This window comes from Streptomyces sp. yr375, assembly GCF_900110755.1.
Lineage (GTDB): Bacteria > Actinomycetota > Actinomycetes > Streptomycetales > Streptomycetaceae > Streptomyces.
In genome coordinates, this window is sequence record NZ_FOFF01000001.1 from 1 (window position 1) to 18474 (window position 18474).

Annotated in this window: 16 protein-coding genes; 10 read left to right on the top strand and 6 right to left on the bottom strand. The window is 72.0% G+C overall.

Translation table 11 applies throughout. From position 1 onward, the window contains the following. The coding region (locus tag BMZ82_RS41455; protein WP_256251690.1) for a hypothetical protein at window positions 1-303 on the top strand (303 nt) is incomplete at its 5' end. A gap of 181 nt (window positions 304-484) precedes the next feature. Here BMZ82_RS41455 and BMZ82_RS00010 read toward each other — a convergent pair. After that, the gene (locus BMZ82_RS00010; RefSeq protein ID WP_093770232.1) at window positions 485-1450 is read right to left on the bottom strand and encodes an FAD-dependent oxidoreductase; all 966 of its coding nucleotides are present in this window, start codon (window positions 1448-1450) and stop codon (window positions 485-487) included. A 94-nt stretch (window positions 1451-1544) separates the two neighbouring features. Here BMZ82_RS00010 and BMZ82_RS00015 point away from each other — a divergent pair, with 94 nt between their 5' ends. After that, the gene (locus tag BMZ82_RS00015; RefSeq protein WP_093770233.1) at window positions 1545-3185 is read left to right on the top strand and encodes an ABC-F family ATP-binding cassette domain-containing protein; all 1641 of its coding nucleotides are present in this window, start codon (window positions 1545-1547) and stop codon (window positions 3183-3185) included. Window positions 3186-3756: 571 nt separating this feature from the next. Here the strand turns inward: BMZ82_RS00015 and BMZ82_RS00020 are convergent. Next, window positions 3757-6162 carry a Tex family protein gene (locus BMZ82_RS00020; RefSeq protein ID WP_093770234.1) on the bottom strand — a complete coding sequence of 802 codons (2406 nt, stop codon included), beginning with the start codon at window positions 6160-6162 and terminating at the stop codon, window positions 3757-3759. A 103-nt stretch (window positions 6163-6265) separates the two neighbouring features. Then, a complete protein-coding gene (locus BMZ82_RS00025; RefSeq protein WP_093770235.1) occupies window positions 6266-7015 on the bottom strand; it encodes an enoyl-CoA hydratase/isomerase family protein in 750 nt (249 codons plus the stop codon). A 239-nt stretch (window positions 7016-7254) separates the two neighbouring features. Between BMZ82_RS00025 and BMZ82_RS00030 the strand changes: the two genes are divergently transcribed. Further along, complete coding sequence (locus tag BMZ82_RS00030; protein WP_093771044.1) at window positions 7255-7773, top strand: ATP-binding protein; 519 nt, start codon at window positions 7255-7257, stop codon at window positions 7771-7773. A 14-nt stretch (window positions 7774-7787) separates the two neighbouring features. Here BMZ82_RS00030 and idi read toward each other — a convergent pair whose 3' ends face one another. From idi to galE, 3 genes are all read right to left on the bottom strand, one after another. Then, window positions 7788-8381, bottom strand: coding sequence for an isopentenyl-diphosphate Delta-isomerase (idi, locus tag BMZ82_RS00035; protein WP_093770236.1), 594 nt, complete (start codon window positions 8379-8381; stop codon window positions 7788-7790). 220 nt (window positions 8382-8601) lie between these two features. After that, entirely contained in the window at window positions 8602-9543 is a 942-nt protein-coding gene (locus BMZ82_RS00040; RefSeq protein WP_093770237.1) for a cation diffusion facilitator family transporter, read from the bottom strand. A 186-nt stretch (window positions 9544-9729) separates the two neighbouring features. After that, entirely contained in the window at window positions 9730-10698 is a 969-nt protein-coding gene (gene galE, locus BMZ82_RS00045) for a UDP-glucose 4-epimerase GalE (protein WP_093770238.1), read from the bottom strand. Window positions 10699-11041: 343 nt separating this feature from the next. Here galE and BMZ82_RS00050 point away from each other — a divergent pair, with 343 nt between their 5' ends. The 7 genes from BMZ82_RS00050 (at window position 11042) to BMZ82_RS00080 (ending at window position 18120) form a co-directional block, all read left to right on the top strand. Continuing rightward, window positions 11042-12847: a DUF5941 domain-containing protein gene (locus BMZ82_RS00050; RefSeq protein ID WP_093770239.1), complete on the top strand. Its 1806-nt coding sequence runs from the start codon at window positions 11042-11044 to the stop codon at window positions 12845-12847. Then, window positions 12844-13596: a phosphocholine cytidylyltransferase family protein gene (locus BMZ82_RS00055; RefSeq protein WP_093770241.1), complete on the top strand. Its 753-nt coding sequence runs from the start codon at window positions 12844-12846 to the stop codon at window positions 13594-13596. The genes BMZ82_RS00050 and BMZ82_RS00055 overlap by 4 nt, the downstream gene beginning before the upstream one ends. Further along, a complete protein-coding gene (locus BMZ82_RS00060; protein ID WP_093770243.1) occupies window positions 13584-14645 on the top strand; it encodes an iron-containing alcohol dehydrogenase family protein in 1062 nt (353 codons plus the stop codon). The genes BMZ82_RS00055 and BMZ82_RS00060 overlap by 13 nt, the downstream gene beginning before the upstream one ends. Next, on the top strand, window positions 14623-15402 hold the full coding sequence (locus tag BMZ82_RS00065; protein ID WP_093771046.1) for a CDP-alcohol phosphatidyltransferase family protein: 780 nt from the start codon (window positions 14623-14625) through the stop codon (window positions 15400-15402). Before BMZ82_RS00060 ends, BMZ82_RS00065 begins: the two co-directional genes overlap by 23 nt. A 53-nt stretch (window positions 15403-15455) precedes the next feature. After that, the gene (locus tag BMZ82_RS00070) at window positions 15456-16301 is read left to right on the top strand and encodes a glycosyltransferase family 2 protein (protein WP_093771047.1); all 846 of its coding nucleotides are present in this window, start codon (window positions 15456-15458) and stop codon (window positions 16299-16301) included. 96 nt (window positions 16302-16397) lie between these two features. After that, entirely contained in the window at window positions 16398-17327 is a 930-nt protein-coding gene (locus BMZ82_RS00075; RefSeq protein ID WP_093770245.1) for an ABC transporter permease, read from the top strand. Next, complete coding sequence (locus BMZ82_RS00080; protein ID WP_093770247.1) at window positions 17320-18120, top strand: ABC transporter ATP-binding protein; 801 nt, start codon at window positions 17320-17322, stop codon at window positions 18118-18120. The genes BMZ82_RS00075 and BMZ82_RS00080 overlap by 8 nt, the downstream gene beginning before the upstream one ends. Window positions 18121-18474 lie beyond the last annotated feature (354 nt).

Consider the following 18474-nt stretch of genomic DNA (forward strand, 5'->3'; position numbering starts at 1 on the left):
CAGCACAACCACCGCGTCGCCGCCCTGGTCCAGGTGATCTGCCTGGCCCTGCTGGTGTTCAGCCTGATCGAGCGCCAGGTCCGGCAGGCACTGGGCCCCACGCAGACCATGACCGGCCTATATCCGGACAACCGCCGGGTCCGGCCCACCGGCCGGATGATCCTCTACCACCTCGGCGAACTCACCCTGCGGATCGGCAACGTGACCGACCCGCCCACCGTCCAGATCACCCGCGGCGTCCAACTTCACCTCCTCGAACTCCTCGGCATCGAAGTCACCCGAACCCGCTGGCCACAGACCTGAATCGGTGACCCGCGAAGTACGGGGCTAGTCGGAGGCGCCGCCGCCTTCGCCCGAGCCACGACCCCGGCTCCGGCCTCGGCACTGGCGCCGGTCACCCCCGACGCCGGACCCCTGGACGTCGTACGGAATCCGCCGCACACCACCTACCGGATCCCGTAGTCCCCGCGGCTCCGTAGATCAACTACTGGGAGGCGGCCGGGAGCACCAGCTCGGCCGCCTCCTGCGCGCAGCCCCAGGACACGGTCACGCCGGCCCCGCCGTGCCCGTAGTGGTGTACGACCACCCGCCCGTCCGGCTGCTCAGCCCGCTCCAGCCGTACCGCGTCCCGGGCCGGCCGCAGCCCCACCCGGTGCGCCACGATCCGCGCTCCGGCGATCTCCGGCCGCAGGGCCGCGCAGCGCCGGACGATAGCCTCGGCCACCTCCGGGTCCGGCTCCAGCGACCAGTCGTCGTCCTGCGCGATACCGCCCAGCAGCAGCCGCCCGGGCTGCGGGAAGAAGTGGGCCAGTGTGCCGTCCGGGGCGGTGGAGCCCAGCCAGGTGTCGATCCCCGGGTTCTCCACGACGACGAGCTGGCCCCGTACGGGTCGCACCGACGGGTCCGCGGCCAGCTCCCGGGCACCCAGCCCCGTGCAGTTGACGACGACCTGCGCGTCGGCCTCCGCCAGGTCCGTCACCGTCCGCTCCTCGACCGTGCCGCCCGCCCGCAGCAGCCGCTCCCGCAGCCACGGCAGATACATCGACATATCGATCAGCGGCAGCCGTGCCCGGACGCCGGTCCCGGTGCCGTACTCGTCCGCCGTGGCGTGGCGCAGCCCGGTCAGCCGGCCCGCGGTCCAGCCCTCGACGTCCGCCAGGTCGGTCTCGCCCAGCACCCCGTCGACCAGGCGCACCCCGGTCGTCTCGGGCCGCTCGGCGAGTTCCTCGTAGACCTCCAGCGAGCGCAGTGCCCACGCCCGCGCCGACGCCTTCGGCTCGATGTGGTACGGCCACCACAGCGCGCCGGCCACGGCCGAGGTGGTCCGCTCGACCGGGTCGCGCGTCCAGACCCGGACCGCCACGCCCCGCTCGGCCAGGACGACGGCCGTCGTCAGCCCGATGACCCCGCCGCCGACCACGATCACTTCGCCGCTCAACTCGGTGTCCACGCCCGGACGTTAGCCGACCGCACCGGCGACCGGCGAGACCGCGTCGGGACGGGTGCGACGGCGCGCCCGCCCGCCCACTAGGATCTACGACCTGATGACTGCCACTCTCGTCGCCAAGAACCTCGCCGCCGGGCACGGCGACCGCTCCCTCTTCTCCGGGCTCGACCTCGTCGTCGCCCCCGGGGACGTGATCGGGCTGGTCGGTGCCAACGGCGCGGGCAAGTCCACCCTGCTGCGGCTGCTCGCCGGGCTCAGCACGCCCGAAGAGGGCGAGCTGAGGCTCTCCCCGCCGACCGCGACCGTCGGCCATCTCCCCCAGGAACCGGAGCGCCGCCCCGGTGAGACCGTGCGGGAGTTCCTCGCCCGCCGCACCGGCGTCGCCGAGGCGCAGACCACGATGGACGAGGCCACCCAGGCCCTGGTCGACGGGTTGCCCGGGGCCGACGACGCCTACGCCACGAGCCTGGAGCGCTGGCTCGACCTCGGCGGCGCCGACCTCGACGAGCGCGCCGAGGAGGTCACCGACTCGCTCGGGCTGCGTGTCGGCCTCGACCAACTGATGACGTCCCTGTCCGGCGGCCAGGCCGCCCGCGCGGGCCTCGCCTCCCTCCTCCTGTCGCGCTACGACGTCTTCCTCCTCGATGAGCCGACCAACGACCTCGACCTTGACGGCCTGGAGCGCCTCGAACGCTTCGTGACCGGCCTGCGCGCCGGCACCGTCGTCGTCAGCCACGACCGCGAGTTCCTCACCCGCACGGTCACCAAGGTCCTCGAACTCGACCTCGCCCAGCAGCAGATCAACCTCTATGGCGGCGGCTACGACGCCTACCTGGAGGAGCGGGACGTGTCCCGCCGGCACGCCCGCGAGGACTACGAGGAGTACGCCGACAAGAAGTCGGCCCTCCAGGACCGGGCGCAGACCCAGCGCTCCTGGATGGACAAGGGCGTGAAGAACGCGCGCCGCAAGGCGAGCAACGACAACGACAAGATCGGCCGCAAGTTCCGCAGCGAGGCCAGCGAGAAGCAGGCCGCGAAGGCCCGGCAGACCCAGCGCATGATCGAACGCCTGGAGGTCGTCGACGAGCCGCGCAAGGAGTGGGAGCTGCGGATGGAGATCGCGTCCGCCCCGCGCTCCGGCGCGGTGGTCGCCACCCTGCGCGAGGCCGAGGTGCGGCGCGGCGACTTCACGTTCGGGCCGGTGTCGCTCCAGATCGACTGGGCCGACCGGGTCGCGGTGACCGGCGCGAACGGCGCGGGCAAGTCGACCCTGCTCGGCGCGCTCCTCGGCCGGGTCCCGCTGGACGCCGGAGCGGCCGCTCTGGGCTCGGGCGTCCTGGTCGGCGAGGTCGACCAGGCGCGCAAGGCGTTCCACGGCTCCGAATCGCTGCTGGAGGCGTTCCGCGCCGCCGTCCCCGACACCGAGCCGGCCGAGGTGCGCACCCTGCTGGCCAAGTTCGGCCTCAAGTCGGAGCACGTCACGCGTCCGGCGGTCACCCTGTCACCGGGCGAGCGCACCCGCGCGGGCCTCGCGCTGCTCCAAGGCCGGGGCGTCAACCTCCTCGTCCTCGACGAGCCCACGAACCACCTCGACCTGCCGGCCATCGAGCAACTGGAGTCGGCCCTCGACGCCTACGAGGGCACGCTCCTGCTGGTGACCCACGACCGACGGATGCTGGACGCGGTCCACGTCACCCGTCGCTTCGAGGTCGCATCCGGCAAGGTCACCGAGCGCTAGAACCTGCCCGGCGGAGGCCAGCAGCGCGGCGGGGGCAAGCGCGACGGGGGCCGTCCGCCGCAGCACGTCCGCCATCGCACGGTCGGCGGGCGGCACCGCCTGCCGACCACCCGGGTCACCACCGCGCTGCGGCCGGCAAGGTCATCGTGCGCTAGGACCTGGCCGGCCAGGGCCTACCACCGGGTGCGGGCCCCCGCCGGGTCTCAGCCTCGGCGCTTCTTGGGGTCGGTCAGGCCTGCGCGCCGCAGCGCGTCCGCCATCGCCCTGTTGGCGGTCGGTGCCGCCTGCCGGTCACCCCGGTCACCCCGCGCTGCGGCCGGCAAGGTCATCGTGCGCTAGGACCTGGCCGGCCAGGGCCTACCACCGGGTGCGGGCCCCCGCCGGGTCTCAGCCTCGGCGCTTCTTGGGGTCGGTCAGGCCTGCGCGCCGCAGCGCGTCCGCCATCGCACTCTTGGCGGTCGGTGCCGCCTGCCGGTCACCCCGGTCACCCCGCGCTGAGGCCGGCAAGGCCACCGAGCGCTGGGATCTGTCCGGCGGGGGCCCGCACCCGTGCGCGGGCCCCCGCCGGGTCTCAGCCTCGGCGCTTCTTGGGGTCGGTCAGCCCCGCGCGTCGCAGCGCGTCCGCCATCGCGCTGTTGGCGGGCGGCGGTGCTTGGCGACCACCCCGGTCGCCACCGCGTCCCTGCCCTTGCTGGCCCTGGCCCTGCTGCCGGCGCTGCTGCTGTGGCGGGCGGCCTCCGCCGCGCTCGCCCCCGCCGCGCTGCTGGCGCTCCTGCGGGGCAGCCTCGTCGTCCAGTCGCAGCGTCAGTGAGATCCGCTTGCGCGGGATGTCGACGTCGAGGACCTTCACCTTGACGATGTCACCGGGTTTGACGACGTCGCGCGGGTCCTTGACGAACGTCTTCGACAGGGCCGAGACGTGCGCCAGGCCGTCCTGGTGGACGCCGACGTCGATGAACGCACCGAAGGCCGCCACGTTCGTCACGACGCCCTCCAGGACCATCCCGGAGGACAGGTCGGAGATCTTCTCCACGCCCTCCTTGAAGGTGGCCGTCTTGAACGCGGGCCGCGGGTCGCGCCCGGGCTTCTCCAGCTCCCTCAGGATGTCGCTGACGGTCGGCAGACCGAACGTCTCGTCCACGAAGTCCGTCGGCCGCAGCGAGCGCAGCACGCCCGTGTTGCCGATCAGCGAGGCCACCTCCTGGCCGGACGTCTTCACCATGCGCCGGACCACCGGATACGCCTCCGGGTGCACGCTGGAGGAGTCCAGCGGGTCGCTGCCGCCCCGGATGCGCAGGAAGCCCGCGCACTGCTCGTACGCCTTCGGACCGAGCCGCGCCACCTTCTTCAGCTCGGAGCGGGACGTGAAGGGCCCGTTCGCGTCCCGGTGCGCCACGATGTTCTCGGCGAGGCCGGCGGAGATGCCGGACACCCGCGACAAGAGCGGCGCCGAGGCCGTGTTGACGTCCACGCCCACGCCGTTCACACAGTCCTCCACCACCGCGTCCAGCGAACGCGACAGCTTCACCTCGGACAGGTCGTGCTGGTACTGGCCGACACCGATCGACTTCGGGTCGATCTTCACCAGCTCGGCCAGCGGGTCCTGGAGCCGGCGGGCGATCGACACCGCGCCCCGCAGCGACACGTCCATGTCGGGCAGCTCCTGCGAGGCGAACGCCGAGGCCGAGTACACCGACGCGCCGGCCTCGGACACCATCACCTTGGTGAGCTTCAACTCCGGGTGCTTGTCGATGAGTTCACCGGCGAGCTTGTCGGTCTCGCGGGACGCCGTGCCGTTGCCGATGGCGACCAGGTCGACCGCGTGCTCCTTCGCCAGCCGCGCGAGCTTGGCGATCGCCTCGTCCCACTTGTTCGCCGGGACGTGCGGGTAGATCACGTCGGTCGCCACGACCTTGCCGGTCGCGTCGACCACGGCGACCTTCACGCCCGTACGGAAACCGGGGTCCAGGCCCAGCGTCGCGCGGGTGCCGGCCGGGGCGGCGAGCAGCAGGTCGCGCAGGTTCGCCGCGAACACGTTCACCGCCTCGTCCTCGGCGGCCGTGCGCAGCCGCAGCCGCAGGTCGATGCCGAGGTGCACGAGGATGCGGGTGCGCCACGCCCAACGGACCGTGTCCGTCAGCCACTTGTCGCCGGGGCGGCCCCGGTCGGCGATCCCGAACCGGCCCGCCACGATCCCCTCGTACGACGAGGGACCGGGCTGCTCGGAGGGCTCCTCCGGCTCCAGGACGAGGTCGAGGACGTCCTCCTTCTCACCGCGCAGCATCGCCAGGATCCGGTGCGAGGGCAGCGCGGTGAACGGCTCGGTGAAGTCGAAGTAGTCGGCGAACTTCGCGCCCGCCTCCTCCTTGCCGGCGCGCACCTTGGCGGCCAGCCGCCCGCGCTTCCACATCCGCTCGCGCACCTCGCCGATCAGGTCGGCGTCCTCCGAGAACCGCTCGGTGAGGATCGCCCGCGCGCCGTCCAGCGCGGCCTGCGGATCGGCGACGCCCTTGTCGGCGTCCACGAACGCGACGGCCGCCGCGAGCGGGTCGACCGTCGGGTCGCCGAGGAGTCCCTCGGCGAGCGGTTCGAGGCCCGCCTCGCGCGCGATCTGCGCCTTGGTACGCCGCTTGGGCTTGTACGGCAGGTAGATGTCCTCGAGCCGCGCCTTGGTCTCGGCGTCGCGGATCCGCGCCTCCAGCGCGTCGGTGAGCTTGCCCTGCTCACGCACCGACTCCAGGATCGCCGTCCGCCGCTCCTCCAGCTCCCGCAGGTAGCGCAGCCGTTCCTCGATCGTGCGCAACTGCGCGTCGTCGAGCATCTCGGTCGCTTCCTTGCGGTAGCGGGCGATGAAGGGCACCGTCGAGCCGCCGTCGAGCAGCTCCACGGCGGACTTCACCTGCCGCTCCCGTACGCCGAGCTCCTCGGCGATCCTGCCTTCGATGGACCCTACTTCGATGGACCCGGGTGTCGTCACGATCCCGTACCGCCTTCTCCACTGAGGTTGCGCGGCAATTGTGGCAGGTGGCACCGACACCCGGGGCTCAGGGCGCACTCCCGGCGGGGCTTCTTCGGCCGCGTCAGGCCGACGTGGTCCAGGTGAAGCGCGGCTCCCTGCGCTCCAGGAACGCGGTGACGCCCTCCGCGGTGTCGGCGCTGCCGCGGGCCTGCGCGGTCCAGTGGGCGTCGCGGTCCGTGCGCCCGTCCGCGAACTCCTTCGCGGCGGCCTGCGTCAGCTGGGAGCGCGACACCAGGACGCGGGTGAACTCCGCGACCCGCTCCTCGAGTTCGTCCGCGGGCAGCACCTCGTCGACCAGCCCGGTACGCAGCGCCCGCTGCGCGTCGATCAACTCACCGGAGAACAACAGGTACTTGGCGGTGGCCGGACCCACCAGGGACACCAACCGCCGGGTGGACGAGGACGGGTAGACGATCCCGAGCTTGGCCGGCGTCACCCCGAACGACGCGTCCGCCTCGGCGAACCGCAGGTCGCAGGCGGCCGCGAGCTGCGTGCCGCCGCCGACGCAGTGCCCCCGGACCATCGCCAGCGTCGGCTTGGGGAACGCGGCGAGGGCGTCCTCGGCGCCCACCGCCAGCGCCTGCGCCTCGTCCGCCGAGCCCTGGAGGGTGGAGATGTCGGCGCCCGCGCAGAAGGTCCCGCCCGCGCCGGTCAGCACCAGGGCCCGCACCCCGGGATCGGCGGCCAGGGTGTCCAGCAGCGGGGGCAGCGCCGCCCACATCGCGGCCGTCATGGCATTGCGTTTCTGGGGGTGGTGCAGGACGACGGTGGCGACGGCGTCGGTGACGCCGTGCAGCAGTTCGGGCTCCATGTCCGGATGCTAACCAGCGGGCTCCCAAGGTGGCCGGGGCGGACGACGTGAAAAAGTCGACAGCGGAGGTAAAGCCATCTCAAAGCGGGCGGAAGTGGTCCCGATGTCGACCGGCTTGTTCGTAGGTGGTCGGAAACGCTCGATAACTGCTGACTTCTGTTCAGTCCTTCGGCGGGGAGCGCCTCGTTGCCAACACTCGACGCGTGGCGACAATCGAGCGCGAGGGTGGCGACCGGACGATGGACGATCACGGGCGCGGGCCCGACCCACGCCCTGAGGGCGGCCCGGGCGGACGTCCCGCACCCCCTGAGGAAGCCGGGCCGCGACCGCTGCCCTACGAAGGAGTCTGGCGGTTCACCGCGCCCGCCGTGGACACCTCCGTCCCGCAGGCGCGGCACGCGGTGCGCGACCTGCTCCACCGCCAGGGAGTGCCCGTCTCGGACGACCTGGCCCAGGGGCTGCTGCTGATCGTCTCCGAGCTGGTGACCAACGCCGTCCGGCACGCGGCGCTGCTGTCCCCGGTCCTCGGGGTGGAGATCGCCGTCGGAGCCGACTGGGTGCGGGTGTCCGTCGAGGACAACCACCCCTACCGCCCGACCGCCCTGGAGGCCGACCACGGCCGCACCGGCGGCCGGGGACTGCTCCTGGTACGGGAGATCACCAGGGAGGCGGGCGGGGTCTGCGACGTCGAGCACACCGCGAGCGGCGGCAAGGTGATCTGGGCCGCCCTGCCGCTCAAACCCGCGCGGGTGCGCTGAGGATCACCAGCCGATCACCAGCCGGCCGAAGGACCCGTCAGCTCCCTGACAGCCGGCCGCGCCGCGTCCAGCACCGTCATGAACCAGGCGGAGAACGTGTCCTTCGCATGCCGCTCCGCCAGCTCGGCGGGCGTCACGAAGGCCGTGTCGCCGACCTCCGCCTCGTCCGGCCGCAGCGCGGACTGCACCAGCCCGACGAACAGGTGGTTGTACTCCTGCTCCACCAGGCCCGAGTCCGGGTCCGGGTGGTTGTAGCGGACCGTGCCCGCCTCGGCGAGCAGCGACGGCGAGACGCCCAGCTCCTCGAAGGTGCGCCGGGCGGCAGCCGCGAACGGCGCCTCACCGGGATAGGGGTGACCGCAGCAGGTGTTGGACCACACACCGGGGGAGTGGTATTTGCCGAGCGCCCGCTGCTGGAGCAGCAGCCGGCCCCGCTCGTCGAAGAGGAACACGGAGAACGCGCGGTGCAGTTGCCCCGGCGCCTGATGGGCCGCGAGCTTCTCCGCGGTGCCGATCGTGACGCCGTTCTCGTCGACCAGCTCCAGCAAGATCGCTTCCGCGGTGCCGTTCGACGACTCGTGTGTCGCGGTGGCAGGTGTGATCGGCATACCCATCCTTAGCATCGGTCCTCGCGTCCCCAGTCTGCCGTACGCGCCCGGCGCTCCCGGCACTTCGCGGGAACGCGCGCATGTCCCGCGCGCGGCAAGGGACCCGGTTGGTGATCTTGCCCGGCGCCGGGGGCGCGGAACCGTCCGGAACGCCTGTTCGCATCACACCGTGCGGGCGGCGAGAGCGCGCGGGCGCCCTCGGTGTCAGAGGCGGGCGCCCTCAGTGGCAGAGCCGCGCCTCGTGCTCCGCGTGTCCGACCGGCTCCAGTTGGAAGGTGCAGTGCTCCACGTCGAAGTGGTCGCCCAGGCAGCCCTGGAGCTCGTGCAGCAGCTTCTCGTGGCCGATCGCGTTGAGCACCTCCGAGCGCACCACCACGTGCGCCGACAGCACCGGCATCCCGGAGGTGATCGTCCAGGCGTGCAGGTCGTGGATGCCCTCCACCCCCTCCAGTGCCAGGATGTGGGACCGTACGTCCGCCATGTCGACGTCCTTGGGAGCCGACTCCAGCAGGACGTCGAGGGTCTCGCGCAGCAGCTTCACCGTCCGCGGCACGATCATCAGGCCGATGACGAGCGAGGCGATCGGGTCGGCGGTCTGCCAGCCGGTGGTCAGGATCACCACCGCCGAGATGATCACCGCCACGGAGCCCAGCGCGTCCGCCGCCACCTCCAGGAACGCCCCGCGCACGTTCAGGCTCTCCGCCTGGCCGCGCATCAGCAGCGTGAGCGAGATCATGTTCGCGACCAGGCCGATCGCGCCGAACCAGATCATCAGCCCGGCCTCGGTGGTGGTCGGCGTGAAGAACCGCTGGATCGCCTCGTACAGGACGTAGCCGCCCACCCCGAGCAGCAGCAGGCAGTTGGCGAGGGCCGCCAGGATCTCGGCGCGGGCCAGTCCGAAGGTGCGGTTCTCGCTCGGCGGGCGGCCGGCGAAGTGGATGGCGAGCAGCGCCATGCCCAGGCCCAGCGCGTCCGTCGCCATGTGCGCCGCGTCCGCGATCAGGGCGAGGGAGTCGGCGAGCAGGCCGCCGACGATCTCGACCACCATGACGCCGAGCGTGATCGACATCGCCACCCGCAGCCGGCCGCGGTACGCCGCCGCGGCCGTGCCGGTGGTCGGCGCGTGCGAGTGCGTGTGGCCGTGGTCGTGCCCAGCCCCCATGGAAGCAGCCCTTCTGTGGTCCGTCGTGGGCCGCGGCGGCCCGTCGTGTTCTGCCCGGGCTCACAGTGAACTACGGGTGGGGGGTATCCGGCAACGCGGCACTGAACACCGTTGTCATGTGCCCTGACCTGCGGAAACGAATCGCAGGTCAGGGCACCCTCACCTGCCGCTCAGCCGTGGTGCCGTTCAGCCGTGGTGGCGCTGCCAGCCCCGCCACGCCGACCCGACCATGTCGCGCACGTCCCGCCGGGCCGTCCACCCCAGCTCCCGGGCGGCCAGCTCCGCCGAGGCCACCGCGCGCGGCGCGTCCCCGGGCCTGCGCCCCTCGACGACCGCCGGCCGGGTGTCCCCGGTGACCTCGCCGATCAGCGTCACCAGCTCGCGCACCGAGACGCCCTCGCCCCGGCCGATGTTCACCGTCAGATCGCCCGCAGCGCCCGGCGCGGTCAGCCGCCGGGCCGCCGCCAGGTGCGCCTCGGCCAGGTCCGCGACGTGGATGTAGTCCCGCACGGCGGTGCCGTCCGGCGTCGGGTAGTCGTCGCCGAAGATCCGCGGGGCCTCGCCCCGGGTGAGTCGGTCGAAGACCATCGGGACGATGTTGAAGACGCCGGTGTCGGCCAGCTCCGGCGCCGCCGCCCCGGCCACGTTGAAGTAGCGCAGGCAGGTCGTCGCGATGCCGTGCGCCTGCCCCGCCGCCCGCACCAGCCACTCCCCGGCGAGCTTCGTCTCCCCGTAGGGGTTCACCGGGAGGCACGGGGTGTCCTCGGTGATGAGGTCCACGTCCGGGTTGCCGTAGACGGCCGCGGACGAGGAGAAGAGGAACCGGCCGACGCCGGCCTCGGCGACCGCGTCGAGGAGGGTGGCCAGACCGCCCACGTTCTCCCCGTAGTAGCGGGTGGGCCGGGCCACCGACTCGGCGACCTGCTTGTGCGCGGCCAGGTGCACCACACCCGTCACCGCGTGCTCGGCGAGGACCCGCCGCAGAAGACCGGCGTCGAGCGCCGAACCCTTCACGAGCGGCACGTCCGCCGCCAGTCGTGCGGGGACACCCGCCGACAGGTCGTCCAGGACGAGGACGCGCTCGCCGGCCCCCGTCATGGCGCGTGCCACATGTGCCCCGATGTATCCGGCTCCGCCGGTGATCAGCCACGTCATGGCTGTAGACCCTATGCCGACCGGTACCGGCCACCGGCCGCGATGGGCAATGTCCCGGATGTCTGCTCTGCGGGGCACGGTTTGTCGGCCGGGCCGCCGATCACCGATGATGATCTCGGCAAAGGCCGGTTCAAGCCGGTTCAAAGAGGGCTCGAACTCTGCTGTCGGACCGCGTCGATCGTGCCTGAACGGGCGGTGAACACGGCCTTCCCGGCATCCGATAGCCTCTGCCGACATGCCGCCCGCCTGGCGCGGCCACCGGTGACGTCGCCGGTGCGGCCAAGGGGCACCCCATCGTGTACATGACCGGCGCGAACGCGTCGGTCCCAGGGAGTGAGTTCGGTTGCCGACCGCCATCCTCACCGGCTCGCCGGTCCCCGGATCGTCGATCGAGGCAGACCTGCGGTCCCTCGGCTTCGACGTCCGCGCCGCCGCCGACGCCGGTGACGCCGAGACCCTCCTCGCGGCCGTCCCCGGCGACCAGCGCGTCGCCGTCGTGGACGCCCGCTTCGTGGGCCACGAGCACGCGCTGCGCCTCGGCCTCACCGACCCGCGCTTCCCGCTCGCCGCGATCCCGGGCGCGGTGACCGCCCAGCCGGCCGGGCGTCAGGCCCTGACCCGCGCCGTGGCCCGGGAGAACTCCGCGAGCGCCGGCACCCTCGGGCTCGCCGTCGACAGCCTCGCCGACCGCGTGGTCACCGGCCTCGACACCGACGACGTCGCCGTGCACCGCCCCGAGCTGGGCAGCCTGGTCGCCGAGGTCCCCGCCGACCCGCAGGCCCGCAACGAGGCACGGCAGGCCGTCGCCGCCGTCGACGACGAGGACGTACGCCTGAAGTCGGCCGTGAAGGCCCGCGACGGCTTCTTCACCACCTTCTGCATCAGCCCCTACTCCCGCTACCTCGCCCGCTGGTGCGCGCGCCGCGGCCTCACCCCGAACCAGGTCACCACCGCCTCGCTGCTCACCGCGCTGATCGCGGCGGGCTGCGCGGCCACCGGCACCCGGGTCGGGTTCGTCGCGGCCGGCGTCCTGCTGATCGCGTCCTTCGTCCTGGACTGCACCGACGGCCAGCTCGCCCGCTACTCGCTCCAGTACTCCACCCTCGGCGCCTGGCTCGACGCCACCTTCGACCGGGCCAAGGAGTACGCCTACTACGCGGGCCTCGCGCTGGGCGCGGCCCGCGGCGGCGACGACGTCTGGGCCCTCGCGCTCGGCGCGATGGTGCTCCAGACCTGCCGGCACGTGGTCGACTTCTCGTTCAACGAGGCCAACCACGACGCCACCGCGAACACCAGCCCCACCGCCGCCCTCTCCGACAAGCTCGACAGCGTCGGCTGGACGGTCTGGGTGCGGCGGATGATAGTCCTGCCCATCGGCGAACGATGGGCCATGATCGCCGTCCTGACCGCGGCCACCACCCCCCGCATCACCTTCTACGCGCTGCTCGTCGGCTGCGCGTTCGGGGCGACCTACACCACGGCGGGCCGCGTCCTGCGCTCGCTGACCCGCAAGGCCAAGCGCACGGACCGGGCCGCGCAGGCCCTCGCCGACCTCGCGGACAACGGCCCGCTCACCGAGCTGCTGGTGCGCTTCCTGCCGGGCGCGCCCCGCGTCACGGCGCCGCTCAGCGCCGCGGCCGGCGCCGTCCTGGTGACGCTCGGGGCGTGGGCGTGGGGGCCGAGCTGGTGGGTCGTGCTGATGGCGGGCGCTTACGTCCTGCTGTCGGCCGAGGCCGTCACGCACCCCCTCAAGGGCGCCCTGGACTGGCTGATCCCCCCGCTCTTCCGCGCCGCCGAGTACGGCACCGTGCTGATCCTCGCGGCCCGGGCCGATGTGAACGGGGCGCTTCCGGCGGCTTTCGGTCTCGTTGCCGCCGTCGCCTACCATCACTACGACACGGTGTACCGCATCCGCGGCAACGCCGGAGCGCCGCCGGCCTGGCTGGTGCGCGCGCTCGGGGGGCAGGAAGGGCGGACGCTGCTCGTGGCCCTGCTGGCCGCGCTGCTCACCGCCTCGCTCTTCAAGGTCGCGCTCACGGTCCTCGCCGTGGCCGTCGCCGTGGTGGTGCTCGTCGAGAGCATCCGCTTCTGGGTGGCCGCCCACAAGGGCGGCGCTCCCGCCGTACACGATGAAGGAGAACCCGCATGATCGGCCTCGTGCTGGCGGCCGGCGCCGGACGGCGTCTGCGCCCCTACACCGACAGCCTGCCCAAGGCGCTGGTGCCGGTGGGGCCCGCGGGCATAGAGGGCGAGCCCACGGTGCTGGACCTCACCCTCGGCAACTTCGCCGAGATCGGTCTGACCGAGGTCGCGGTCATCGTCGGCTACCGCAAGGAAGCCGTGTACGAGCGCAAGGCGGCCCTGGAGGCGAAGTACGGCCTCAAGCTCACCCTCATCGACAACGACAAGGCCGAGGAGTGGAACAACGCCTACTCCCTGTGGTGCGGCCGTGACGCCCTCAAGGACGGCGTGATCCTCGCCAACGGCGACACCGTCCACCCGGTCTCCGTCGAGAAGACCCTGCTCGCCGCCCGCGGCGACGGCAAGAAGATCATCCTGGCCCTCGACACGGTGAAGTCCCTCGCCGACGAGGAGATGAAGGTCGTCGTCGGCCCCGACCAGGGCATGACGAAGATCACCAAGCTGATGGACCCGGCCGAGGCCACCGGCGAGTACATCGGCGTCACCCTCATCGAGGGCGACGCGGCCCCCGAACTGGCCGACGCGCTGAAGACCGTCTGGGAGAAGGACCCCCAGCAGTTCTACGAGCACGGCTACCAGGAGCTCGTGAACCGCGGCTTCCGTATCGACGTGGCGCCGATCGGCGACGTCAAGTGGGTCGAGATCGACAACCACGACGATCTCGCCCGTGGACGGGAGATCGCGTGCCAGTACTGACCCGGCTGATCCCCTCGCCGGTCGTCGTCGACATCCGCCCGGGTGCCCTCGACGACCTGGTCGGGGTCCTCGCCGACGAGCGCATCTCGCACTCGGGCCGGCTCGCGATGGCCGTCAGCGGCGGCTCGGGCGCCCGGCTGCGCGAGCGCCTCAGCCCCGCCCTGCCCGGCGCCACCTGGTACGAGGTCGGCGGCGGCACCCTCGACGACGCCGTGCGGCTGGCGAGCGACATAAGAGCCGGCCACTACGACGCGGTCGTGGGCCTCGGCGGCGGCAAGATCATCGACTGCGCGAAGTTCGCCGCGGCACGCGTGGGCCTGTCCCTGGTCGCGGTGCCCACGAACCTCGCGCACGACGGCCTGTGCTCGCCGGTCGCCACCCTCGACAACGACGCGGGCCGCGGCTCCTACGGTGTGCCGACGCCTATCGCGGTCGTCATCGACCTCGACGTCATCCGCGACGCCCCGGTGCGCTACGTGCGGGCCGGCATCGGCGACGCGGTGTCGAACATCTCGGCCATCGCGGACTGGGAACTCGCCAACCGCGTCAAGGGCGAGAAGATCGACGGCCTCGCCGCCGCGATCGCCCGCCAGGCAGGCGAGGCCGTCCTGCGCCACCCGGGCGGCATCGGGGACACCGACTTCCTCCAGGTGCTGGCCGAGGCGCTGGTGCTCAGCGGCATCGCCATGTCCGTGTCGGGCGACTCCCGCCCGTCGTCGGGCGCCTGCCACGAGATCAACCACGCCTTCGACCTGCTCTTCCCCAAGCGGGCGGCCGCCCACGGCGAGCAGTGCGGCCTGGGGGCGACCTTCGCGATGTACCTGCGCGGAGCCCACGAGGAGGCCGCCTACATGGCCCGGGTGCTGCGCCGGCACGGACTGCCCGTCCTGCCCGGGGAGATCGGCTTCACGGTGGACGAGTTCGTCCGCGCCGTGGAGTTCGCCCCCGAGACCCGGCCCGGCCGCTACACGATCCTCGAACACCTCGACCTCAAGACCGAACAGATCAAGGACATCTACGCCGACTATGTCAAGGCCATCGGTAGCTGAACTCAGACCGGTCGTCCACCCTCCGGGGGTGAAGGACCGGCGCAGCGGTGAGCACTGGATGGGGCGCCTCTACATGCGTGAGGTGTCCCTGCGGGTGGACCGCTTGCTGGTGAACACCAGGGTCACGCCCAACCAGCTCACGTACCTGATGACCGTCTTCGGGGTGCTCGCGGCCCCGGCCCTGCTGGTGCCGGGGATCACGGGCGCCGTGCTCGGCGTGGTGTGCGTGCAGATGTACCTGCTGCTGGACTGCGTGGACGGCGAGATCGCCCGCTGGAAGAAGCAGTACTCGCTCGCCGGCGTCTACCTGGACCGGGTCGGGGCGTATCTCACCGACGCCGCCGTGCTGGTGGGCTTCGGGCTGCGCGCCGCCGACCTGTGGGGCAGCGGCCGGATCGACTGGCTGTGGGCCTTCCTCGGCACGCTGGCCGCCCTCGGCGCGATCCTGATCAAGGCAGAGACCGACCTCGTCGGCGTCGCCCGCCACCAGACCGGCCTGGAGCCGGTCAAGGAGTCGGCGTCCGAGCCGCGCTCCTCCGGCATGGCGCTGGCCCGCCGGGCCGCCTCGGCGCTCAAGTTCCACCGGCTGATCCTCGGCATCGAGGCGTCCCTGCTGATCCTGGTCCTGGCCGTCCTCGACCAGATGCGCGGCGACCTGTTCTGGTCCCGGCTCGGCGTCGCCGTACTGGCCGGCATCGCGCTGCTGCAGACCCTGCTGCACCTGGTGTCCATCCTCGCGTCGAGCAGGCTGAAGTGAGCGCGCCCATAGCGGGCGGCGGGCCCCTGAAGGTCGGCGCGGTCGTCATCACCATGGGCAACCGCCCCGACGAGCTGAGCGCCCTGCTCGACTCGGTCGCCAAGCAGGACGGCGACCGCGTCGAGGTGGTCGTGGTCGGCAACGGCTCGCCCGTCCCGGCCGTCCCCGAGGGCGTGCGCACGGTCGAACTGCCCGAGAACCTCGGCATCCCCGGCGGCCGCAACGTCGGCATCGAGGCCTTCGGCCCCAGCGGCCGCGACGTCGACGTCCTGCTGTTCCTGGACGACGACGGCCTGCTGGGCCACCACGACACAGCCGAACTGTGCCGCCGGGCCTTCGACGCCGATCCGAAGCTGGGCATCATCAGCTTCCGGATCGCCGACCCGGAGACCGGCGTCACCCAGCGCCGCCACGTCCCCCGGCTGCGCGCCGCCGACCCGATGCGCTCCTCGCGGGTCACCACCTTCCTCGGCGGCGCCAACGCCGTCCGCACGAAGGTCTTCGCCGAAGTCGGCGGCCTCCCGGACGAGTTCTTCTACGCCCACGAGGAGACCGACCTCGCCTGGCGGGCCCTGGACGCGGGCTGGATGATCGACTACCGGTCCGACATGGTGCTGTACCACCCGACGACCGCGCCCTCCCGGCACGCGGTGTACCACCGCATGGTCGCCCGCAACCGCGTCTGGCTGGCCCGCCGCAACCTGCCCGCCCCGCTGGTGCCCGTCTACCTCGGGGTCTGGCTGCTGCTCACGCTGGCGCGCCGCCCCTCGGGGCCTGCGCTGAAGGCCTGGTTCGGCGGCTTCCGGGAAGGCTGGAGCACTCCGTGCGGACCGCGCAGGCCCATGAAGTGGCGCACGGTGTGGCGGCTGACCCGACTGGGCCGGCCCCCGGTGATCTGACAAGCTCGTCCCTGAGGCACCCGGGCCGTACGGCGGGCCCGCCGGCTCATGCCAGCCGTCAAGGCTGCGCATCCCGAAGACGAAAGTTTCCTACTTGTGAGTGAGACAACGCATGACGTCGGAGTCATGGTGAGTGCGCCTCCGTCGACCGACGAGGGCCTCACGGCCGCCCAACTGGCCGCCAGGTACGGCCTCGCCGTCAGCGGCGCCCGGCCCCCGCTGCTGGAGTACGTCCGCCAGCTCTGGGGCCGCCGCCACTTCATCCTGGCGTTCTCCCAGGCGAAGCTGGCCGCGCAGTACAGCCAGGCCAAGCTGGGCCAGTTGTGGCAGGTGGCCACGCCGCTGCTGAACGCGGCCGTCTACTTCATGATCTTCGGCGTGCTGCTCGACGCCAGCCGGGGCATGTCCAAGGAGGTGTACATCCCCTTCCTGGTCACCGGCGTCTTCGTGTTCACCTTCACGCAGACCTCCGTGATGAGCGGCGTCCGCGCGATCTCCGGCAACCTCGGACTGGTGCGCGCCCTGCACTTCCCGCGCGCCTCCCTGCCGATCTCCTTCGCACTCCAGCAACTCCAGCAACTGCTGTACTCGATGGTCGTGCTGTTCCTCGTGGTCATCGGCATGGGCAGCTACCCGGACCTGTCCTGGGCGCTGATCGTCCCGGTGCTCGCCCTGCAGTTCTGCTTCAACACCGGCCTGGCGCTGGTCTTCGCCCGGGCCGGCGCCAAGACCCCCGACCTGGCGCAGTTGATGCCGTTCGTGATGCGGACGTGGATGTACGCGTCCGGCGTCATGTTCTCCATCCCGGTCTTCCTCGCGGACAAGCCGCAGTGGGTGGCGAACATCCTGCAGTGGAACCCGGCCGCCATCTACATGGACCTGATGCGCTTCGCGCTCATCGAGGAGTACGGCGCCGAGAACCTCCCCGACCATGTCTGGGCGGTCGCGGGCGGCTGGGCGGCGCTGCTCGCCGTCGGCGGCTTCGTGTACTTCTGGAGGGCGGAGGAGAGGTACGGCCGTGGCTGAGCCGCTCCCGGGGCAGGCGGCGGTCCGTCGGGGCCCGACCGTCATCGCCGACGAGGTCCACATCGTCTACCGCGTCAACGGCGCGAAGACCGGCAAGGGCAGCGCCACCGCCGCCCTCAGCCGGATGGTGAAGCGGGGCTCCGACGACACCGCGCGCGGGGTGCGCAAGGTGCACGCGGTGCGGGGCGTCTCCTTCGTCGCCCACCGCGGCGAGGCCATCGGCCTGATCGGCTCCAACGGCTCGGGAAAGTCCACCCTGTTGCGCGCCATCGCCGGTCTGCTGCCGGCCGAGAGCGGCCGGGTCTACACCGACGGCCAGCCCTCCCTGCTCGGCGTCAACGCGGCGTTGATGAACGACCTCACGGGCGAGCGCAACGTCACCCTCGGCGGTCTGGCCATGGGCATGTCCCGCGAGCAGGTCAAGGAGCGCTACCAGGAGATCGTCGACTTCTCGGGCATCAACGAGAAGGGCGACTTCATCTCCCTGCCGATGCGCACCTACTCCTCCGGCATGCAGGCCCGGCTGCGCTTCTCCATCGCCGCCGCCAAGGACCACGACGTCCTGATGATCGACGAGGCCCTGGCGACCGGCGACGCGAAGTTCCGCGGCCGCTCCGAGGCACGCATCCGGGACCTGCGCAAGCAGGCCGGCACGGTGTTCCTGGTCAGCCACAGCAACAAGTCGATCCGGGACACCTGCGACCGCGTGCTGTGGCTGGAACGCGGCGAACTGCGCCTGGACGGCCCGACCGAAGAGGTCATGCGGGAGTACGAGAAGTTCTCCGCCAAGTAGAGCGTTTCGACCAGGGCCCCGCTGGAACGTCCCGGCGGGGCCCCGCGTCTGCAAAGGAAACGTCAACTCCGGGGCGCCTTAGGAATCTTGACGCCAATCGGTGTGTTGTTGTGATGTGCAGGACACCCCCGCGAACCGCGCTGCGTTGTACAACGTAAGCTGGACCGGTCCCGAAACGCTTCAAAGTGGGGCGATATCGCGCAGTGCCCAAGGTCGGGACCGTCGCGCGGGCGGCCGAGCGGCGTGTCCGAAATAGTGTGTATTGGGTCCGCAGTGTAGAACGGGAGATGTGACGGCAATGGCTACGGAAACTCCCCAGCTCAGCGCAGGCCGTGCCGTCCCGGCCCTGGGCGG